Raw genomic sequence first — 19,894 nt, forward strand, 5'->3', positions numbered from 1 at the left:
TAACATCAGACTTTGTGAGCGCAATATAAAAAGGATTAGTAATTCGCCTTATGGTAATCACCAAAAAATGTTGAACATATTATTGTTGGCGTTTAGTCCCTTTATTAGACTGAAAGATTAAACGTTTATAAAATCTATTGATGATCTTTTACAAATAGTCTAGTAAAAGTCAAAATATGTGCAGTGTTATTTTTGTTGCAGCAAAAATTTTAATAAAACAATTTACAATTTAAGGTTTTTTATGGCTCTTTGTTCAATAGAAGAAAAGTTATGTAATCAAAATAAATTAAACAGGAAACTCATTAACATGGGTAATACTATTTTGAAGGCTAACCTCTTACAGAATGGTGGTCTTTGCGGTTTGCCAATATTACATTTACTTTGCGGCCTCTTTCAACCAAGGTTGAAAGTGAGATTTAACGAGAAAAGTTATGTTTGATTGTATAGTTATTGGTTCAGGTCCTGGAGGTTATGTTGCAGCCATAAGATGTGCTCAATTAGGCATGAAGACTGCTCTTATTGAGCGTTACGAAGCGCTGGGCGGCACTTGTCTTAACGTTGGCTGCATTCCTTCGAAGGCGCTACTAGATAGTAGCGAACACTTTTATAATGCCAAAAATCATTTTGGTGCTCATGGAATAAAGCTTCAAAAACTTGAAGCTGATATTAATCAAATGATTGAGCGTAAGCGAGGAGTAGTTAGCCAAACAGTGGCAGGCATTCAGTATCTTGTAAAAAAAAATAAGATTGATCTTTTTCATGGACATGCTTCATTTTTATCGCCTACCAAGGTTAAAATAACAGTCGCTGAATCGTCACATGAAATAGAAGGACGAAATATTATAATTGCTACTGGCAGTAAGCCAGCTGCCTTACCCAACATTCCCATTGATAAAAAAAAGATTATAACCTCAACGGAAGCATTGGAGATGAAAGAAATTCCGCAAAAAATGATCATCATAGGCGGAGGGGTCATTGGGTTAGAGTTAGGTTCGGTATATGCTCGTTTAGGTACCAAGATTCAGGTTATTGAATACATGGATTCCATCATTCCCACCATGGATAGTGTATTGGGGAAAGAACTTGAAAAAACACTAAAGAAAACAGGGTTTGAGTTTTTCTACAAACACAAAGTAACAAGCGCAGTTGCCAAGGGTAAAAAAGTGATAGTTTCAGCTGAAAATTCAATGGGAGAAGCAGTAAATTTTGAGGGCGACTATTGTCTGGTTTCGGTTGGTCGCAAGCCATATACCGAAGGACTTGAACTTGATAAAGCGGGTGTAGAAACGGATGAAAAGGGACGAGTTAAAGTGAATGAGAACCTGCAAACAACCACTGCAAACATCTATGCAATTGGCGATGTGGTTGCAGGTGCGATGCTTGCTCACAAGGCATCGGAAGAAGGAGTATTTGTGGCCGAGCGCATGGCTGGTCAACACCCACATATTAATTACAACTTAATACCAGGTGTAGTATACACCTGGCCTGAGGTAGCAACTGTAGGCGCAACTGAAGAAGAATTAAAAAATAAAAACGTTTCTTATAAAAGCGGAATTTTCCTTTTAAAGCAAGTGGACGCGCACGTGCCAGTATGGATACAGATGGATTGGTAAAAATATTGGCCGATAAGCAAACTGATGAAATTTTAGGTGTACATATTATTGGCCCTCGTGCCGCAGATTTGATTGCTGAAGCAACCGTAGCGATGGAGTATCGTGCCAGTGCTGAAGATTTAGCCCGCATTTGTCATCCTCACCCAACATACAGCGAATCTATTAAAGAAGCAGCCCTTGCAGCATGGAACAATAGCCCCATTCACCTCTAACAATACAAAACATGGACAGCACACGACAACAAAAATTTGCACGAACTATTCAAAAAGATTTAGGCGACATTTTCATTCACGAAGGAAAAAGCATTTATGGCAATTCGTTTATAACTGTAACTGGAGTGCGAGTAACGCCAGACCTTGGTATTGCTCGTGTGTATATAAGTATTCTGCAAAAAAATAATCGCGAAGGAACCCTTGAGTCTATTCGAAAAGCAAAAGGTGAAATTCGCAGGATGATTGGTATCCGCATGCGCAATACCATTCATCATATTCCGGACCTCGAATTTTTTCTGGATGAATCACTGGATTATGTAGAAAATATTGATCGTGTTATGAAAGATATCGTGGTGCCTAAAGAAACCAAAACCAACAAAAAAGACTATAACGAAGAAATTTAACAAACCATGCATTACGATCCTATAAAGCGCGCACTGGGCAATGTTTTTAATAAGAGTACCGGCTTACGAATATTTTTTTACAAGCTGCTTGACTTACTGTTGCTGCGTTGCTGGCATATTCACCGTGAGTTAAAATTATGGAAGAAAAACAATCCTGCGGCAACAAAAATATTTGATGCCGGTGCCGGATTCGGACAATACAGTTATTACCTGCATCAGATGAACCATGATTACAAAATTGTGGCGGCTGATGTAAAAGACGAACAAGTAGCTGATTGCAATAATTTTTTTAAAAAGCTTAATACCAATAACGTAACATTCGTTGTTGCCGACCTTACACAATACCAACAACCCGATACTTTTGATTTGGTGCTTTGTGTAGATGTGATGGAACATATAGAGGATGATAATGCCTGCTTCAGAAATTATTGCACTTCTTTAAAAAAAGGCGGGATGCTATTGATTAGCACCCCTAGCGACCAGGGAGGAAGTGACGTACACGAAGGAGAAGACGCCTCCTTTATTGAAGAACATGTGCGAGATGGATATAACATGCAGGATATAATAGATAAAATTACGAAAGCCGGCTTTAGCAAAATAGAAGCATTGTACAGTTATGGCACTCCAGGCAAAATATCGTGGCGTCTATCCATGAAATGGCCAATACAGTTGCTTGGCGTTAGCAAATTGTTTTTTCTAATTGTTCCTTTTTACTACTTACTGGTTTATCCATTTTGCTATTTGCTTAATTGGGCCGATACCAATGGCAAACATGCCACAGGAACTGGCCTTATTGTTAAAGCCTGGAAGTAAACATGTTTTTGACTGAGTGGCTCGCACACCTTGCAGAGCGTTTTTTCTGTTTATTCTTAGTTAGATGTCATGCTTATACAGTATTTTTAAGATAGTGTTTAAAAATCAACCTGCAACTGGCCAATTCTCAAAATTTGTCATTCCGTAATAATTAGTTAATTTCGCGCCTTCGTTTTTTAAAGGGTACTTTTTACCCCTAAACAGATACCAAAACTTATATAATTTTTTTATTTGAATATATGATGGATAATGTTCTTTATCTGGTTCCGGCTGTTGCAGTACTGGGACTTATTTACATGTTTATTAAGGCCCGTTGGGTGAGCGATCAGGATCCCGGAAACGAGCGTATGAAAGAAATTGGAGGCTATATAGCAGAAGGAGCCATGGCTTTCTTAAAGGCCGAGTACCGAATTCTTGCCATTTACGTAGTAATTGCAGGAGCTGCTTTGGGTTGGCTAAGTACAATGGTCGAATCTTCGCATCCGTTAATTGTTGCAGCATTCGTAATTGGCGCCTTCTTTAGTGCCCTGGCCGGATTTATTGGTATGCGTATAGCTACCAAAGCCAATGTGCGCACCACACAGGCAGCGCGAACTTCTTTAGCAAAAGCACTGCGTGTTTCTTTTACCGGTGGTGCGGTAATGGGCCTAGGTGTAGCAGGACTTGCTGTGCTAGGTCTTAGCATGCTATTCATATTCTTCTACCAACACTTTATGGAAGGTACAATGACCGCAGATGGCTATGTAAAAATGACCCGCGTTTTGGAAGTGCTTGCCGGATTTTCGCTTGGAGCAGAGTCTATTGCACTTTTTGCCCGGGTAGGCGGTGGTATTTATACCAAAGCTGCCGATGTTGGTGCAGATCTTGTTGGAAAAGTAGAAGCCGGAATTCCCGAAGATGATCCACGCAACCCTGCAACTATTGCTGACAACGTAGGTGATAACGTTGGCGATGTTGCCGGTATGGGTGCCGACTTATTTGGTTCGTATGTGGCCACCGTGCTTGCCAGCATGGTACTTGGTAATTATTTAATACGAGATGTGCTTGCTGCCGGGGCCGATTTCAGTTCCATTCCTTTTAACGGAATAGGACCCATTCTTTTGCCCTTAAGCATAGCTGCTGTAGGTATTATTGCCTCTATTATTGGAACCTTCTTAGTGCATATAAGTGATACTGCCAAAGCCGATACGAACACGGTGCAGTCAGCTCTTAATCGCGGCAATTGGGCTTCTATCTTACTTTCTTTGGCAGCTGCATTCTTTTTTATAAAAATGATGTTGCCTGCAGAAATGACCATGCAGGTTTTTAGTGAGGGCGAATTTGGCTCCATGACCACTACTAGCATGAATGTATTTTATGCTGTTGTAATTGGAATGTTTGTTGGTGCTGCAATAAGCTATATAACAGAATTTTACACTGGCTTAGGCAATAAGCCTGTGATGGGCATTGTGCAAAAGTCAGCCACAGGAGCAGCTACCAACATTATTGCTGGTTTGGGTACAGGTATGTTGAGTACAGCCTTACCGGTAATTTTATTTGCAGGAGCTATTTGGGGTGCTTATGCTTTGGCAGGATTTTACGGTGTGGGTATTGCGGCAAGTGCCATGATGGCCAATACTGCTATGCAACTTGCTATAGATGCCTTTGGCCCTATAGCTGATAATGCAGGCGGTGTAGCTGAGATGAGTGAGTTGCCAGCTGATGTGCGCGAAAAAACGGACATCCTTGATTCGGTTGGAAATACTACCGCGGCCATTGGCAAAGGCTTTGCCATTGCCTCTGCTGCACTTACAGCACTGGCGTTATTTGCTGCTTACGTAACATTTACAGGCATTAAAGGAATCAACATTTTTGATGCTAAGGTTCTTGCAGCCTTATTTATTGGAGGAATGATACCTGTTGTATTCAGTGCACTTGCCATGAACAGTGTAGGCAAGGCAGCTATGGATATGGTGAATGAAGTACGCAGACAGTTTAAGGAGATACCCGGAATTATGGAAGGTACAGGCAAACCGGAGTACAGCAAGTGCGTTGAAATAAGCACAAAAGCTGCTCTTCGCGAAATGATGTTGCCTGGTGTAATTACCATAGTTAGCCCTGTCATTGTTGGATTAGTTATGGGTGCCGAAGCACTTGGAGCATACATGGCCGGAGTTACTGTTAGTGGAGTACTTTGGGCAATATTTCAAAACAATGCCGGTGGTGCCTGGGATAATGCAAAAAAATCTTTCGAAAAAGGCGTTTTAATAAATGGCGAGACTTATTACAAAAAATCAGAACCACACAAAGCAGCCGTAGTTGGTGATACCGTAGGTGATCCTTTTAAGGACACGAGTGGTCCTTCTATGAATATTCTGATAAAGCTCACTTGCCTTGTAGGGCTTACCCTTGCACCGCTATTAGGACACATGAATGACGATGCTTGTTGTGAAGGTAAAGATGAGGCCTGCTGCCATAACGAAATGAAATGCGATGTTGAAAAATGCAAAAATATGTCGGCTGCTGAGTGTGCTGCCTATTGCGACAGCATGGGATGCTCAAGCCAGGAAAAAGCTGAGTGCCTAAAAATATGCAAAGGTATCTCAGCTGCTACTGCTTCTCTTTCAGATGCAACGTTAAAAGGTACTTACGAATTTGATGTAACCCACTCCTTTGTTGATTTTAAGTTGCGTCACTTACTCACCGATGCCAAAGGGACTATTGCTATTGATAGTGGTTGGATAGATTTAACAGGCGATCTGTCAACATCAGCAATCTATGCTCGTGGAGATATTCGCACCATTGATACCAAATCAGAAAAGCGTGATGAACATTTGAAAGAAGCTGACTTTTTCAATGCAGGGGCATTTCCATATCTTACTTTTAAAGCTAACGGAATTCGCAACAGTGAGCGCCAAGGATATACCTATGTTGCCAATGGTGATCTTACTATAAAAGATGTTACTCGCAAGGTTGATTTGTTTTTTAATTATGCCGGAGCGATGCAAAATTCTTATGATAGCAGTTGGGCACATACCTTTAACGGAACTACTGCAATTAAACGTACAGATTTTAAAGTTGGAGAAGAAGGTACGATGGTTGGCAATGATGTGTCTATTGAATTTTCGGTAGAAACATACAAGAAGTAATAATTACACAGTACACACAAAATAAGAAAAAAGCCCCAACATTCGTTGGGGCTTTTTATTTACCTTTGATTTAATTTTTCGAGAACAAAAATGTCGGTTAATATAAAAGATATTACTAAATTGTATGGCACCCAAAAAGCGCTTAATAAGGTCAGCCTGAGCATTAATAAGGGCGAGGTGGTTGGCTTGCTTGGCCCCAATGGTGCCGGCAAAAGCACCTTGATGAAAATTCTTACCTGCTACATTCCTGCAACAGATGGACACGCCACCGTAAATGGTAAAGATGTTGGCACACAGAGCATGGAAGTACGAAAATGCGTTGGTTATCTGCCAGAACATAATCCATTGTATCTTGAAATGTATGTAAAAGAATATTTATCGTTTGTGGCCGGTATGTACAACCTGAATGGTAATATTAATAAGCGTGTTAGCGAAATGATAGAGCGAACTGGTCTTGAATTGGAACAACACAAAAAGATTGGAGCACTGAGCAAAGGTTACAGACAACGTGTAGGGTTGGCACAGGCCATTATTCACAACCCCGATGTTTTAATTTTGGATGAGCCCACTTCTGGACTTGATCCTAATCAATTAGTTGAAATACGCCAATTGATAAAAGATATGGGAAAAGAAAAAACGGTAATTCTGAGCACACATATCATGCAGGAAGTAACAGCGCTTTGTAATCGTATTGTGATAATTAATAAAGGAAATATAGTGGCTGATGATAGTACCGAAAATGTGCAAAAGCAAGGCGCACCTGAGGCCGTGGTTCTGGTTGAGTTTGGAAAACCTATTTCGGTAAAGGAGCTCTTAGCTAATAAGCGCATCAAGAATGCAATGCTTACCGAGGGGAACAAATACAAAATTACTTCTGTTAACTATGATGATATACGAAGTGATTTATTCAACTATGCAGTACAAACCGGGAACACGGTTTTGTCCATGCAAATGGAAGAGCGTAACCTGGAAGATGTTTTCAGGCAATTAACCGGTAAGAATAGTTGATGCGGTTAAAAAATCTTTTAGATTTTTCTTCCCCTATAGCCACAATTACACATCATACATTAACTCAAAAATAATATTAGAAAAAAATTACCACTTCACAAACTCCATGTTTGTAAAAATCTGCAACATGATAAAAGGTGCAAAGGGAAAGCAAAAATCTCAGAACTCAATTTTATCGAAAGTAAAATTACGTTTACTATAATAATTTAATACGGCTGGCAGACAGCCCATTAACCGTGCCTTTGCCTTTTCGCTATCGTGCATTACAATGATGCTTCCATTTCTTGTTTTATTAATTACTAGGGCAATGCACTCTTTTTCATTCAACTGGGAGTCATAATCACGGCTCAGCACATCCCACAAAATTACTTTATACTTACTGCGCAAAAACCGGTATTGCCATGGGGTTATTTTACCATACGGTGGCCTGAATAATGAAGATGGAAAAATTGCGGCCGCTTGATTAATATTATCGCGGTAGTTAGCTGCGCTGGTTTCAAAGCCGTTCAAATGATCGTAGGTATGATTTCCTATTGCGTGTCCCTGTGATAGTATACGTTGCACATGGTCGGGATACCGCTCTGCATTTTTCCCAACCAGAAAAAGTGTTGCCTGCGCATTATACTTCGCCAAAGTTTCGAGTACCCATGGTGTAATTTCGGGATGTGGTCCAAGATCAAAAGTGAGGAAAAGTTTTTTTCGCTTTCCCGTTCATATGTGTAATAATTCCCGGATAAGCTATTTGCAAAATCGCATGTGTTGTATTTCGCATTCCCATTACGCTATTAGTTTATCAACGGATATCCAATTCGGCACATTAAAATGATTTCCATATGTTCATTTCTTCCAATTTAATTCTTCCTTTAAAAAAATAACGGGTACTTTGTTCAAACGATTGGGTATAGTCGCTTACATAAAAATGGTGTTTACGCACTTTACCTGAATTCAAGAGCTTTTGAGCTTTCAATCGCTCCTTAACAAAAGCAGCGACAATCATAGCCGAATCAATTATGTGCACTTTGCTTTTATAATAACTTTCTATTTCAGGTTTTATTAGAGGGTAATGCGTGCAAGCTAAAATGAGCGCTTTGATGTTTTTTAACTTCGCTCGCGATAAATAATCGTGTATGATGGTTTTCGAAATTTTGTTGTTAAAGAATCCCTCTTCAATCATTGGTGCCAACAAGGGTGTAGCAAGGCTCGAAACCTGAAGTGATTTATTTCGTGCCATTATTTTTTTTGCATAGATGTCTGTTTTTACAGTGTTATTGGTACCAATAACACCAATGTGTTTCAGATTCAGACTACATACATCTTCAACCACCGGATCAATCACGTTAATTACCTCTACACTACCGGCCACATGCTCCCTTACCGTTTGCCATGCAATGGCCGAGGCCGTATTGCATGCTATTACAATCATCTTGCATTTGTGTTTCAACAATAGATCGGCAATGTGTAAGGAATAACTTTTAATAGCAGCTGCCGACTTTTCGCCATAAGGCAAGTGAGCAGTGTCGCCAAAATAAATGAGCGTTTCGTTAGGCATTAAGGTATGAATGGCACTGGCAACGGTGAGGCCGCCTATTCCACTATCAAAAATCCCTATCGGATTATTTGCACTTACGTTATCAGGTTTCATCAAGCAGCAATTTTAAGAATATATTCTAAGATATAAAATCAATTGTTGCCCAATCATGTTATAAGTTGTTGATTAATTATTATTTAGTAATCAGTTTGTTTACTCCACGCTCAAGCAATGTTTCGTTTTCGCCATTTACCGATTGGGTAATTTGTTCCAGTGTATAGGGTGTTAGCTTTTGCTTATTCTTTTCGGAGGTTCCAAGTAACTGCCCGGTGGCAGCATCCCAAACATTGAGATTAAACACTTTAAAAAAACTGGAATTTGCATCTAATTGAAGTTCGAGAACAGCATATTTATTTAGCTCTTCGTTTTCTAAAATTTCCATTAAAGCAAAACGGTCGCTCACTATCTTATATGGAAAAGGATACACTTGTCTTATCTCTTCGTCCGTCAGTGGTTTTTCCATATCCTGCTTTACCATCAACAAAGTTTTATTTTTTAGTGCACGCTTAGATAATGATACCTGTGTGTAGAGGTAATTGTTAGTCAACTCAAAATTGTCCTTTACCAGTCGATTCCATATATCAAAGGCTGCTTGTATAAACATGCCAACATCATGCTTGCGTGGTATGTACCGCCATGTGCAATAACTAAAGTTGGGCACTGCTGTCGACTCATGTAATTGTTCCATTTCATATATTTCTAAAAGCACCAGGAAGTTTGGCTCACGCGAAATTTTCATCTCGGCACGTAGAATATTATTCCAGGGCATGTGGGTAATGTACTCTTTACGCACCCCTTCAAAGATGCAACCAGTACCACATAATATCATATAGTTGGCTCGCTCCTTTTTAGGAGTGCTTTCTATAAATGCCCTGTTTTCAAATCTAACAGGAGCATTTTTTAACGGCCACAATTCGGTAACTTTTTCACGCAAAGCATCATTAAAATCGGCAATTGCCGACCTATAAAATTCGACCATAGCACTATCATTTGTTTCCCATTTATAAATCGAATCAATAACATTTTGTTCCTCTTGTTCTAGGATTACAACTAACTGCCGATTGTTTATTTGAGTCCAATCGTACTTGGTTAGTTCCCACAATGTATTTTGACCATAAATTAAAATGGGTAAGACAAATGCCAACAAGAAGGCTTTAACAAACTTCATAATTCTATTAATTAGTAATTTCAATGGTGCTAAACTGTTGCTTCTTCATCCAGTTGCCATAGATAAAAATTTTGTTAGGCTCAATTTGTTTACACGATTGACTAACAATGGCCGTTTCGGCTACATCAAGATTGATAATTTCTTCGCGTTTCAACTTACCGCTGTTATCAAGTGTAACCATTACAAATGCTCCATTTCTATTAAGTTGCATACGGTAGATTTCATCGTATGTTTTATCAATGGTATTTTTAACATGGTCGTTGTAAAAGAAATAAACCTTGTCCTTTACTGCTGCTGCTGCAAATGATGAGTAATTACCATTGTCATCTTGTGTGCTTTGCACCTTAGGCAATTTACTTGCCCACAAAACTTTACCATCGGGCGCAATGTTTACCGAAATAATATCTCCATAGTAAAAGCTTCCCCTAGAAGCAGCTACGCCACTTGATTTGGCTACCATATTGCTTAAAGAGATGTCTAGGTTAATTTCGGTTTCTTCACCAATAATTATGCACCCTCCATCTTCTTTCATCACAAGCGGGCGCATTTTAATATTCTTTATATCCAGATCTTTTCCTTCGGCTGCGCGCTTGCGAGCGCGCTCAGCAGCATTGGGCGACATACCTTTTACAACAAACTCCACATCAAATTCTTTAATCGTACTCACGAGCACCTCCTCATTTACGGTATTCATGCGCATATAGTAACAACCATCAATTGATCTGCGCGACTGCTCGGGTTTGGCATAAAATCCACCAACTACTATTTCATTATTTTTTCCTGTGGCAAACGAAACCGATTTTACAAACTGTCCATTTTTGATTTTGATTTCAAAATCAGATTTTTGAGCACCCTTATCTCTAAAGCTTATGATACGATAAGAAAAATTCTGTTCTCCTTTTTTATTTTCATCTTTATATAATTTGCCCAGCAGATAGGTGTTTCCGTCATTATCTATTTTCCAATCTTCGTGTACAAAAAGATCAACATTATATTTCCATTTTACTTCTTTATCCCATAAGGTATTTAGATCGGCATCCATCACTTTCATAAAAAAGTTTTCGTCTTCATTATCTTGCTGGGGCTTCTCACCTATAACAAGGAACTTGGTTTTGTCGCTTGACTGATAACAGTAGAAGTCACCTGAATTATTTTTTTTCTCGAATGGAAAGTCCATAATTACTTTAGGCTCGCCAATAGGTTTCATGGTATTACGGTCCAAAGTAATAACCTCAAAGCGCGATTTTTTTGCCTTATCATCGGCCACATAATACATGCAATACGCTTTGCCTGCCACAATATAATAACCGGTAAAGTATTGATGCAGCTTGGTTTTTTCATTCTTATTTTCGAAAGCATAATACGACTGCTGTTTAAAATCCTTATCAAGTTTCATCAACTCATCGGTTAGTGCCATGCCATCTACAGACTTTACTTTGGCATAATAGCCTGTCTCATCACTGGTAAGTACTTCGCAGGCCAGAATTAATGTTTTTTCAACAGTACCCCATGTAACTTTAGTGCCAGCAGGTTGCGCATACATGGTTACCGTTACAAGCAGGCATACCAGTATCAGAGTCAATTTTTTCATTTTTTAAATTTATTTAGAGTTTTTGCAAAAGTTGAAAATTATCCTTCATCAAACAATACTTTTTTTCAATTAAAAAGGCCTGCATTTGCATGCAGGCCAATTCTTTCAACCGGATAAACTATTGATTATTGCTTAACCAATTTCTTGCTTACCCAACTATCGTTTACAAGCATGTTAATAAAATAAACTCCGCCTGGCAATTGCGATAAATCGAACTGATAATAAGCTCCTGAAATAGCAGTAGGGTTAGTGATGTCCTGCATTTTTTCGCCAAGTGCATTTACAATGTTTACTTGCTGCAATTTAAATGATAGCTGCGAAGTAGATATATAGAATAACCCAGTTGCGGGGTTAGGAAAAATCGAAATTTCGGGGCTAATATCTGCCACATGAGGAGTGCCTGCGCTTACGCTAAACAAATCACTCTTCCATAACCCACGTCCAAATGTTGCAGCCCAGAGTTTATTATCCTGATAGGATATATCCAAATCGGCTACAACCACATTGGGCAACTGACTGCTAAACGGTAACCAATCACTCATGTTATTGTCACGATAGAAAATGCCCACATCGGTTCCAACATAAACTCCATCAGCGCTACCGTTTTCATACACTATGCAGTTGGCTGGTACATTTGGCAGAGTGCCTGATATATTTGTAAAAGAGTTGCCTGCATTTGTAGTTTTAAAAACTTTATCGCCATTAGCATACCCACTCATGGTTACCCACATGTTACTCGGATTGGTATTGCTTACCGCCAGGCCTGTAATATAAGATCCTGTATTACTAAGCACTACATATCCCCAACTTTGCCCACCATCTGTCGTTACAAAAAGTGTATCGTTACTTGCGGTATAGATGTAGTTGCTGTTGGATGGTGCTATGGTTAATGTTAGTAATTTTGATGCTGACAAAGGAGGCGAAATGCTTGTCCACGAATTTCCACGATTGGTGCTTTTGTAAATGCGATCGTAGCCTGCATATATTGTTTGCGGGTTGCCGGGGTCAATAGCCATAGGCGTTATCCATCCACCGCTTTGCTGCCCTCCTGGCAAATTGCTTGATATGGTAGTTTGGGTGCTCCAATTATCAGTTGTGCGATACAAAACTCCTTGCGCATACGAAGCATATTGAATATTGTCGTTACTATAATCTATTTGACAATCCATGCCATCGCCACCGGTAACATCATTCCAGTTATTGCCTGAGAGTAGCTTGCTTCCATTGTCTTGTAAACCACAAATGACCTTGTTGCTTGTTTGTTGCGATACCCCAATGCGATATATTTCGCTGTTGGTAATGCCGTTACTTAAGTCTGACCACGACTGCCCGCTATTGGTAGTTTTATAAATGCCTCCATCGTTGCACTGAAACAAGATATTTGAATTAAGCGGATGAAAAGCAAGCGCGTGTTTGTCTGCATGCACCGTTGGCACTCCCGGATTTTGATACGTAGACCAATAATTTTGCAAAAAATAATTTGTACCACCATCGGGCGTAGCCCACAGGTTAACTCCACCTAACCAAATCTCGAGATAGTCGTTCGGATGCATTACATAACAAAGGTCGTAGGAGCCTTGCCCACCGCATCCTGTGGCACCTGCATCCCAATTAAGCATATTATAAGAACATGAGCCAAATATGTACGGATTCATTGTGAAACCGGCATCGTCACTGTAAATCATACCGGCCAATCCACCGGTTTCATCGGCAACAACAGCATCAAGTAAGTCAGGAAAATTGGGAGTGACCGCCAAAGCTATTCTTGAATTTTGAGTCATAAATGTTTTTTGCATAAACGTGTTACCACCATTACTAGAAACAAATATTTGTGCATCGCCATTAAATAAATCTTTGGTGGCCGCATAAATAATCTGTGGATTGTTAGGGTGAAACTCTAAATCGCAAAAATGGCCGGTAGCAACCTTGGTCCAGGCGGTGCCTGCATTGGTAGTTTTGTAAATGCCATCGCTGGCTGCAGCATATAATATTTGGGGATTGGAAGGGTTAATAATCAATCTGTTCAACAACTTTATTTGTTGCACATTCCAGTTTAATCCAGTGGTATTCCAGGTAGCGCCTCCATCAGTAGATTTGAGTACACCAATACTCTTGGTATCGCCCGTACCATAGTAATAGCTAAATCCTTGAAACGAAGCGGTACTTCCATTATTGCCATCGCCTGTGGCAATGTACATGATGTTTGCATTGTTAGGATTGATAGCAATATCTGTAATGCCAAGTACAGGTAGATCATCTGTGTTGGTAGTCCAGGTTTGTCCACCATCTGTAGTTTTCCATAATCCGCCTGCAGGAGTGCCTACCCAAAAGGTATTTGCTTGTGTTGGATGGAATCCGATGCAACTAATTCGGCCTATACCCGAATAACCTCCTGGTGAATTATTAGGCCCTTTCGAAATCCAATTCCCTTGGAATTGCTGCGTTGTTTTTTCATGGAGATCTGCATGTTGCAACTTATACTTTTCCCACTCTTCAAAATTTACTGTTGGGGCAGGGTAAGTGCCAGTCTTTCCTAGACGTTGCTCCCAATACCACTCCCATCGCCTGAATATCTTGTACCCACTTCCCTTTTCCACTTCGTGAGTGAGGTAGTAATCGTTAAATGCCTTTTGCACTTCGGCAAATGTTTTTGGATTTTGCTGATGTATAAACTTAGCATGTGGTTGTGCTAATATCTTAGCACTGATAAAAACTAAAAGAATTAATAGTGATTTTTTCATAAAGCAAAAATTTAGCTCAAAAGTAAACCCCTATGCCTTAAAGAAGAATCACGAGAACTCGGGATATGATTAAAACGAACATCAAAAAAAAAGACACCGCATGGGTGTCTTTAACTTATAGCTTTATACTAATTTATTTTACTTCTTCTTCTTTCTTTTCTTCAAGTTTGCCCGAAGAAGCATCTTTAAATTCGCGTATACCGCGCCCCAGGCCGCGCGCAAGTTCGGGTATCTTACGACCACCAAACAACAGTAACAATGCCACAATGATTAACGTTATTTCGGTAGCTCCTAACCCTAACATTCCTAAAAGGACGGTGTTTAACATTTTATTGTTTTTTTTAAATTTAACGGCATAAAGGTAAGCATTTAATTGAGATAGCAGCAAACCTGCGCATTTATAACCGCTCAAAACATGGTTTTACACGTATTAATTATCACGAAAATAACTTTTATGATTTCAAATGGGATAAGTATCAAGGCGTTCTGTACTAATTCATCCACCAAACCTTTTGATTGAGGTTATTGCCTGATGTTCCATAGGCTGCGCTCCAACTTGCCAGGTTATAACTTAGCTCAGTTGGTGGAATAGGAAATCGAAACACATTTAACGGTGCACTCCCCTGCCTTGGTGTAGCCATGGTTCTTCGTGCAAGTGAGAATGCTTCTTGCGGTTGGCGAAAAAAGTCAATATAACTTTGCTCGTAAATTTCTTCAAGCTTTTGTTCAGCGGTACCAAACCAAAAGCTCAAATTATTTTGAACCGAAAAAAAGTCGAGGTTGGCAGGAACATTAATATTAGTTGCAAAAGTGGCACCTAGAGGAAGCTTTGAGTTGGTCATCACGTACTGCCAAAAGGTTAACGATGACTGTATACCATCTAAGAAGGCAGTAGCTGCCAGTCCTTCGTCCTTTGCCACACCAATACCGCGCATATACGCCTCGGCACGCAAAAACAAAACTTCGGCACCACTCATTAATAGCTCAGGTTGGTAATCCATATCGCGCACCAGATAATAATTTACAGGCGAATATTTACAATCTGTTCCTTTTACTGCATACGCAATATCGCGTTGATAGTCGTATGGAATACCTCCATCAGGAATACCGGTAGCAGGATCGTTGTAATACGGCACCCATTTGTTATCAATATTGGTTTCGAAAAAGTAATACGCACGTGGATCGTAAATTCCGCTTCCATCCACACTATCATGCTTAGCAAGCAAGCGCCACATATTGGTGCCCATGCGTGCATCCTTCGATTGATTAAAAGCCCAACCCTTGCTTTCGTTTCTATACCCCAGCTTAAATGGCCAAATAGCAGCAGTTTCATTTTGCGGGTCATTTGCCAACTGCCCAAACTCATTTATTCCTAAACATGGTCTGTTGTTTTCAATTATATCTTTTATCATCTGACCTGCAAGCAGCGGTTCCTTATTTGCCATGCGCATAGCATATCGCAGGCGCAACGAGTTCGACAATTTCCGCCACTTCTTCATATCTCCATAAAAGAGGTTATCAAATTTTTTAAACGTGAGAAAAGGGTCGCGATTAACTGCGGTATCGTTTATGTTTTCGTGGCACCATTTCAAATCGTCTAATAAGGCTTTATAAATTTCTTGTTGCGAATCGAACCCGGGATGGGTTTGGGTAGCATCTTGAAATCCATATCCTGCCTGGCTGAATGGAATATCGCCAAATAGGTCAGTTACCTTAAATGTTTTTAAAGCAAGCACCACCTTCATCATTGCTTGCATATTTTTTATTTCGGGCTGTGCAATGTCTTGCGCATTAAATCGCTTCTCTAATTCGCGCAGCGCAGGCAGGGTGGTATAATAATTACTCCATATGGCTTCGGTGCCAAGCGTGTAGTTTACCCAGCGCACTTGCGGCAGCGCAATTTGTTGCGTTTGAAGTTGTAGTACCGAAAGATTCACATAAAGTTGTTCATTCCACTCCGGTTGTAAAGAACGTAAGGCCGAATTAAACAAAGAGCCATCACTTGCCGAGGTGAAGCCGTTGGGATTTTTATTTATCTCCTCAAAATCTTTGCGGCAACCGCATATTACAACAACCAGGAGTGTAACTAGGAGTGTATATGTTTTGAATGATTTTATTTTAATTTTAACGGTCATGTTGTTTTTCAATTTCATTGGTGGTTATTCAAACAAAAAATTATTTTAATCTTTTTTATCTTTTATTGTTTACTAGTTAATCAGTATGACTTTCGGCATAAGAACTATCGTGGCATGCCTTCATTTATCATCTACCGTATTTAATTTGCTATTCATATTAAAATCGTGCATTTATACTTACGGTAAAACTTCTCACACCGGGCAAAGCTCCCCACTCAAGGCCCTGGGCATTGCCGGCACCTATGGTTCCTTCAGGATTAATATTATCAGGAAGTGTGGTATAAATATAAAACAAATCGCGGGCGGTGAATGCAATGCTCATATCCTGCAATACACGAGTGCGTTGCACCATTCGCGCAGGCAATTGCCATGCAAGGGTTACCTCACGAAACTTAACCCATGTATTTTCAACAATGCCTGGTTTGGTAAGAAAATTTCCCCACCCTCCGGCATTAGGCATATACTTATAGATATAATTAACTACCGTAGTATTAGGAGTTCCATCGGCATGTACTCCTTCTAATATTACTCCTGTATTGGTAATATTTCCATTAGCATCGGTGTAAGGAAGCCCTCCGCCATCGCGCTCTTCAAGGGTAGCTGGGCTTTGTCCGGTTTGTAAGCCGGTAACGTAACTACCACTGTATATGTCGCCACCCCATTTGGTATCAATTAGGGTACTAAGTGTAAGTGAGCGATAGCGCCATGCAGTATTCCATCCACCAATAAATAATGGTGAGGCATTGCCAACAGGCACCCTTGTTGGTGTAAGCAAATATCGGGTACCATCATCACTCACCACAGGTTTCTCATCTTTATAAACATAATCCCAACCTACAATAGTTCCAAAATCATCACCTTCCTGCAAGGCTATTTGCGGGCCATTCTCTCCCCAGATGTCGGCAAGAATATAGGTATCGGCATAATCGCCTAGGCTGACAACCGTATTGCGATTGCGTGCATAATTTAATCCAGTCTTGATACTAAAATTATTGCGTTGTATTACGGTGGCATTTAATATTATTTCAACTCCTTTATTGGAAATGATTCCTTCGTTAATTAAAGCTGTAGCTGCACCTGCCGAAGTAGGAACCGGTGTGCGAATAATCTGATCGAAAGCATATTTATAATAGTAAGTCAAATCAAGCGTGATGAAATCCTTGAAAAAACCAAGGCTAGTGCCTATCTCGTAACTGTTGACACGCTGTGGCTTGAGCGATATAGGTGGTATTACCGCAGGAAAAGACGATGCTTGTTGCCCACCATATAAAGAGGTCTTATAATAAAATTCTGTTTGATAAGGATCGGTATCAGTAGCAGTTTGTGCTGCGCCTCCACGAACTTTACAAAAACTCAATATTTTATTACTCCATTTTAAAGCATCAGACAAAATAAAACTCAAAGATGCTCCGGGATAAAAATATGAGTTAGCATTTTGCGGTAAGGTTGACGACCAATCATTACGACCTGTTACTTGCAAAAATAAATAGTCATGTAACGACACATTCATAAATGAGTAAAACGAATTGATGCGCTTACGATAAAAATTAGTAACCGGCAACAAGGTTGCCGGATCATCGCCAAGCGAAGCTACAGTAACGTTTCCATCAGCATCAGTTCCATAAATAGTTGGAGTAAAATTACTCAGGCTATACCAGTTAGGAAAATACCAACGCCCTGATTGCGCTCTTACATTTTGCATGTTACGCGACCAACTTGAACCACCTAAACTCCAACTAACATTAATGGGCTTTCTAAACAGGCTATCCTTTTTTGCTGTGAGCAGCCACTCTCCATTGACACTGCGGTCGCGCTGCAATTGCTGTGCATAATACCCGTCCTGCAACCCGATTAAGTCTGTAGGTTTATTTTTTGTTTCATATTCATCACTTGTATTATCAAGACCGGTAAGGCAACTAAGCGATAGCCACTTACTAATGTTATAATTCAAGGTAAGACCTCCAATTAATTTGTTTCGATTAAGTGTCGTGTTATTATTAAAATAATTCCACCAAATATTATTGTCGATATAATTGTAGGGATATCCTATATTAGGATTTTGAGTGCCATTAGAAAGCGCATAGGCATCGAGGTCTTCGCCCAAATAACTTCGTGGCCATGAGTACAGCAGGGCTTTGTTTATAGAGTTAGCATCGTCTCCCTGCAAGGGGCTATTTAGTCTATCGAAAAGCGCGTATGAAAGCGCCAGACCAAGTGTCACCTTATCAGTAACCTTCATAGTAGTATTGGTGCTGATGGTGGTTTGGCTAAAGTTACTGTTGTATATAATAGGTGTATTGGTGTTACGGCTAAACGAAAAGCGCATGCTACCGGCATCTCCTGCCCCTTCTACCGACACATTATGCATCACATTTTGGCCGTTTCGAAAAGGCAATCTCAAGTTATCGGGTTGTGCTTCCCAGGCGCGCATCTTACCATCCCACCAACGTATATACTCACCGTTATAAGCCGGTCCCCACGAAACTGCTGTGCCAGGATAACCAAACTTTGGATCGGTACTAAGCGAAGGTGTCATTGGTACGCTGTCACTGCCATATTCAAAATCAGGCGACCCAAGGTCGGCACGAGGAGCCCCACCACCATATTTATTTTGCACCTCGCGATAGCGAAACGGACGCATGGTTTTATACATCATGGTATAGGAGGCGCCAATGCCTTTGTGCTTGCGGCCTTTGCGGGTAGTTATCAAAATTACACCATTGGCACCACGCGAGCCATAAAGGGCACTTGCGGCTCCGCCTTTAAGCACATTAATATCTTCTACATCGGCCATGTTTATGTTGTTAATGGCGCTACCCCAATCACGCCCACGACCTATATCGGTAAGGCCGGGATCGTTGTTCATGGGCATACCATCTATAACAATGAGTGGCTGGTTGTTACCATCAATGCTATTATTGCCGCGAATGGTGATACGTGTTGTGCCTCCATCTACTCCATCGGGGTTAGTAACTTGTACACCTGCAGCCTTGCCACTAAGGGCGTTAATTATATTAGGTGCATTGCTCTGCTGTATCTCATTGCCTCCAATTTTTTCGGTGGCATACCCCAACTCGCGCTTTTGGCGCGATACACCTAAAGCCGTTACCACTACTTCGCCCAACTGCTTGCGATTGGTTGTAAGATACACTTGCATGTTGCCACCCAGCTGAGCCGGTAAACGAAGTGTTTCGTAGCCCACAAAACTAAAAATAATGGTGTCTGTTGTTTTTACACTCTGCAATGAAAATTTACCGGCAACATCGGTGATGGTGCCATTGGTTGTAGCATATACTGCCACCGTTACAAAGGGGAGTGGTTGCTTATCATCGGCACCATAAACAGTACCTTGCACAGTGCTTTGTGCGTGGGCAATATTTATTGCAATGCCCAATAAGATTAAAATGCGAAACAAGTGTTTCATAAGTTGAGAAGGAAAATTGTGTGCGGCTAAAGTAATGAAATATTGATTTGAAAGGGTAGAAGGATAAGG

Annotated in this window: 12 protein-coding genes and 1 pseudogene; 5 read left to right on the forward strand and 8 right to left on the reverse strand. The window is 40.3% G+C overall.

Annotation, left to right across the window (positions count from 1 at the left end; genetic code table 11):
- The first annotated feature begins 431 nt into the window (after positions 1-431).
- From lpdA to gldA, 5 genes and pseudogenes are all read left to right on the forward strand, one after another.
- A pseudogene (lpdA, locus tag IPO27_10985) lies at positions 432-1,825 on the forward strand (dihydrolipoyl dehydrogenase).
- An 11-nt stretch (positions 1,826-1,836) separates the two neighbouring features.
- Complete coding sequence (gene rbfA, locus IPO27_10990; GenBank protein ID MBK8847035.1) at positions 1,837-2,229, forward strand: 30S ribosome-binding factor RbfA; 393 nt, start codon at positions 1,837-1,839, stop codon at positions 2,227-2,229.
- 6 nt (positions 2,230-2,235) lie between these two features.
- Entirely contained in the window at positions 2,236-3,042 is an 807-nt protein-coding gene (locus IPO27_10995; GenBank protein ID MBK8847036.1) for a class I SAM-dependent methyltransferase, read from the forward strand.
- A 239-nt stretch (positions 3,043-3,281) separates the two neighbouring features.
- Positions 3,282-6,170: a sodium-translocating pyrophosphatase gene (locus IPO27_11000; GenBank protein ID MBK8847037.1), complete on the forward strand. Its 2,889-nt coding sequence runs from the start codon at positions 3,282-3,284 to the stop codon at positions 6,168-6,170.
- 90 nt (positions 6,171-6,260) lie between these two features.
- The gene (gldA, locus tag IPO27_11005) at positions 6,261-7,178 is read left to right on the forward strand and encodes a gliding motility-associated ABC transporter ATP-binding subunit GldA (GenBank protein ID MBK8847038.1); all 918 of its coding nucleotides are present in this window, start codon (positions 6,261-6,263) and stop codon (positions 7,176-7,178) included.
- A 159-nt stretch (positions 7,179-7,337) separates the two neighbouring features.
- Here the strand turns inward: gldA and IPO27_11010 are convergent, their stop codons facing one another.
- The 8 genes from IPO27_11010 to IPO27_11045 all read right to left on the reverse strand — a co-directional run bounded on the left by IPO27_11010 (position 7,338) and on the right by IPO27_11045 (position 19,825).
- Entirely contained in the window at positions 7,338-7,835 is a 498-nt protein-coding gene (locus IPO27_11010; GenBank protein MBK8847039.1) for a polysaccharide deacetylase family protein, read from the reverse strand.
- A gap of 160 nt (positions 7,836-7,995) precedes the next feature.
- Complete coding sequence (murI, locus tag IPO27_11015; GenBank protein ID MBK8847040.1) at positions 7,996-8,820, reverse strand: glutamate racemase; 825 nt, start codon at positions 8,818-8,820, stop codon at positions 7,996-7,998.
- A gap of 79 nt (positions 8,821-8,899) precedes the next feature.
- Complete coding sequence (locus tag IPO27_11020; GenBank protein ID MBK8847041.1) at positions 8,900-9,934, reverse strand: hypothetical protein; 1,035 nt, start codon at positions 9,932-9,934, stop codon at positions 8,900-8,902.
- Between the two features lie 7 nt (positions 9,935-9,941).
- Positions 9,942-11,525 carry a hypothetical protein gene (locus IPO27_11025; GenBank protein MBK8847042.1) on the reverse strand — a complete coding sequence of 528 codons (1,584 nt, stop codon included), beginning with the start codon at positions 11,523-11,525 and terminating at the stop codon, positions 9,942-9,944.
- A 125-nt stretch (positions 11,526-11,650) separates the two neighbouring features.
- On the reverse strand, positions 11,651-14,266 hold the full coding sequence (locus tag IPO27_11030) for a T9SS type A sorting domain-containing protein (protein MBK8847043.1): 2,616 nt from the start codon (positions 14,264-14,266) through the stop codon (positions 11,651-11,653).
- Positions 14,267-14,399: 133 nt separating this feature from the next.
- Positions 14,400-14,594, reverse strand: a complete 195-nt coding sequence (locus IPO27_11035; GenBank protein MBK8847044.1) for a twin-arginine translocase TatA/TatE family subunit — start codon at positions 14,592-14,594, stop codon at positions 14,400-14,402.
- Between the two features lie 163 nt (positions 14,595-14,757).
- Positions 14,758-16,419: a SusD/RagB family nutrient-binding outer membrane lipoprotein gene (locus tag IPO27_11040; protein MBK8847045.1), complete on the reverse strand. Its 1,662-nt coding sequence runs from the start codon at positions 16,417-16,419 to the stop codon at positions 14,758-14,760.
- A 139-nt stretch (positions 16,420-16,558) separates the two neighbouring features.
- Complete coding sequence (locus tag IPO27_11045) at positions 16,559-19,825, reverse strand: SusC/RagA family TonB-linked outer membrane protein (protein ID MBK8847046.1); 3,267 nt, start codon at positions 19,823-19,825, stop codon at positions 16,559-16,561.
- Between the last annotated feature and the right edge of the window lie 69 nt (positions 19,826-19,894).

This window comes from Bacteroidota bacterium, from assembly GCA_016714535.1.
Taxonomy (GTDB): Bacteria; Bacteroidota; Bacteroidia; order AKYH767-A; family OLB10; genus JADKFV01.

What these genes read in the sequence shown, in the direction of transcription:
- murI (MBK8847040.1), bottom strand. Translation starts at nt 8,820, where the DNA reads ATGAAACCTGATAACGTAAGTGCAAATAATCCGATAGGGATTTTTGAT.
- IPO27_11020 (MBK8847041.1), bottom strand. Translation starts at nt 9,934, where the DNA reads ATGAAGTTTGTTAAAGCCTTCTTGTTGGCATTTGTCTTACCCATTTTA.
- IPO27_11040 (MBK8847045.1), bottom strand. Translation starts at nt 16,419, where the DNA reads ATGAAATTGAAAAACAACATGACCGTTAAAATTAAAATAAAATCATTC.
- gldA (MBK8847038.1), top strand. Translation starts at nt 6,261, where the DNA reads ATGTCGGTTAATATAAAAGATATTACTAAATTGTATGGCACCCAAAAA.
- IPO27_11045 (MBK8847046.1), bottom strand. Translation starts at nt 19,825, where the DNA reads ATGAAACACTTGTTTCGCATTTTAATCTTATTGGGCATTGCAATAAAT.
- IPO27_10995 (MBK8847036.1), top strand. Translation starts at nt 2,236, where the DNA reads ATGCATTACGATCCTATAAAGCGCGCACTGGGCAATGTTTTTAATAAG.
- IPO27_11035 (MBK8847044.1), bottom strand. Translation starts at nt 14,594, where the DNA reads ATGTTAAACACCGTCCTTTTAGGAATGTTAGGGTTAGGAGCTACCGAA.
- IPO27_11000 (MBK8847037.1), top strand. Translation starts at nt 3,282, where the DNA reads ATGATGGATAATGTTCTTTATCTGGTTCCGGCTGTTGCAGTACTGGGA.
- IPO27_11030 (MBK8847043.1), bottom strand. Translation starts at nt 14,266, where the DNA reads ATGAAAAAATCACTATTAATTCTTTTAGTTTTTATCAGTGCTAAGATA.
- rbfA (MBK8847035.1), top strand. Translation starts at nt 1,837, where the DNA reads ATGGACAGCACACGACAACAAAAATTTGCACGAACTATTCAAAAAGAT.
- IPO27_11025 (MBK8847042.1), bottom strand. Translation starts at nt 11,525, where the DNA reads ATGAAAAAATTGACTCTGATACTGGTATGCCTGCTTGTAACGGTAACC.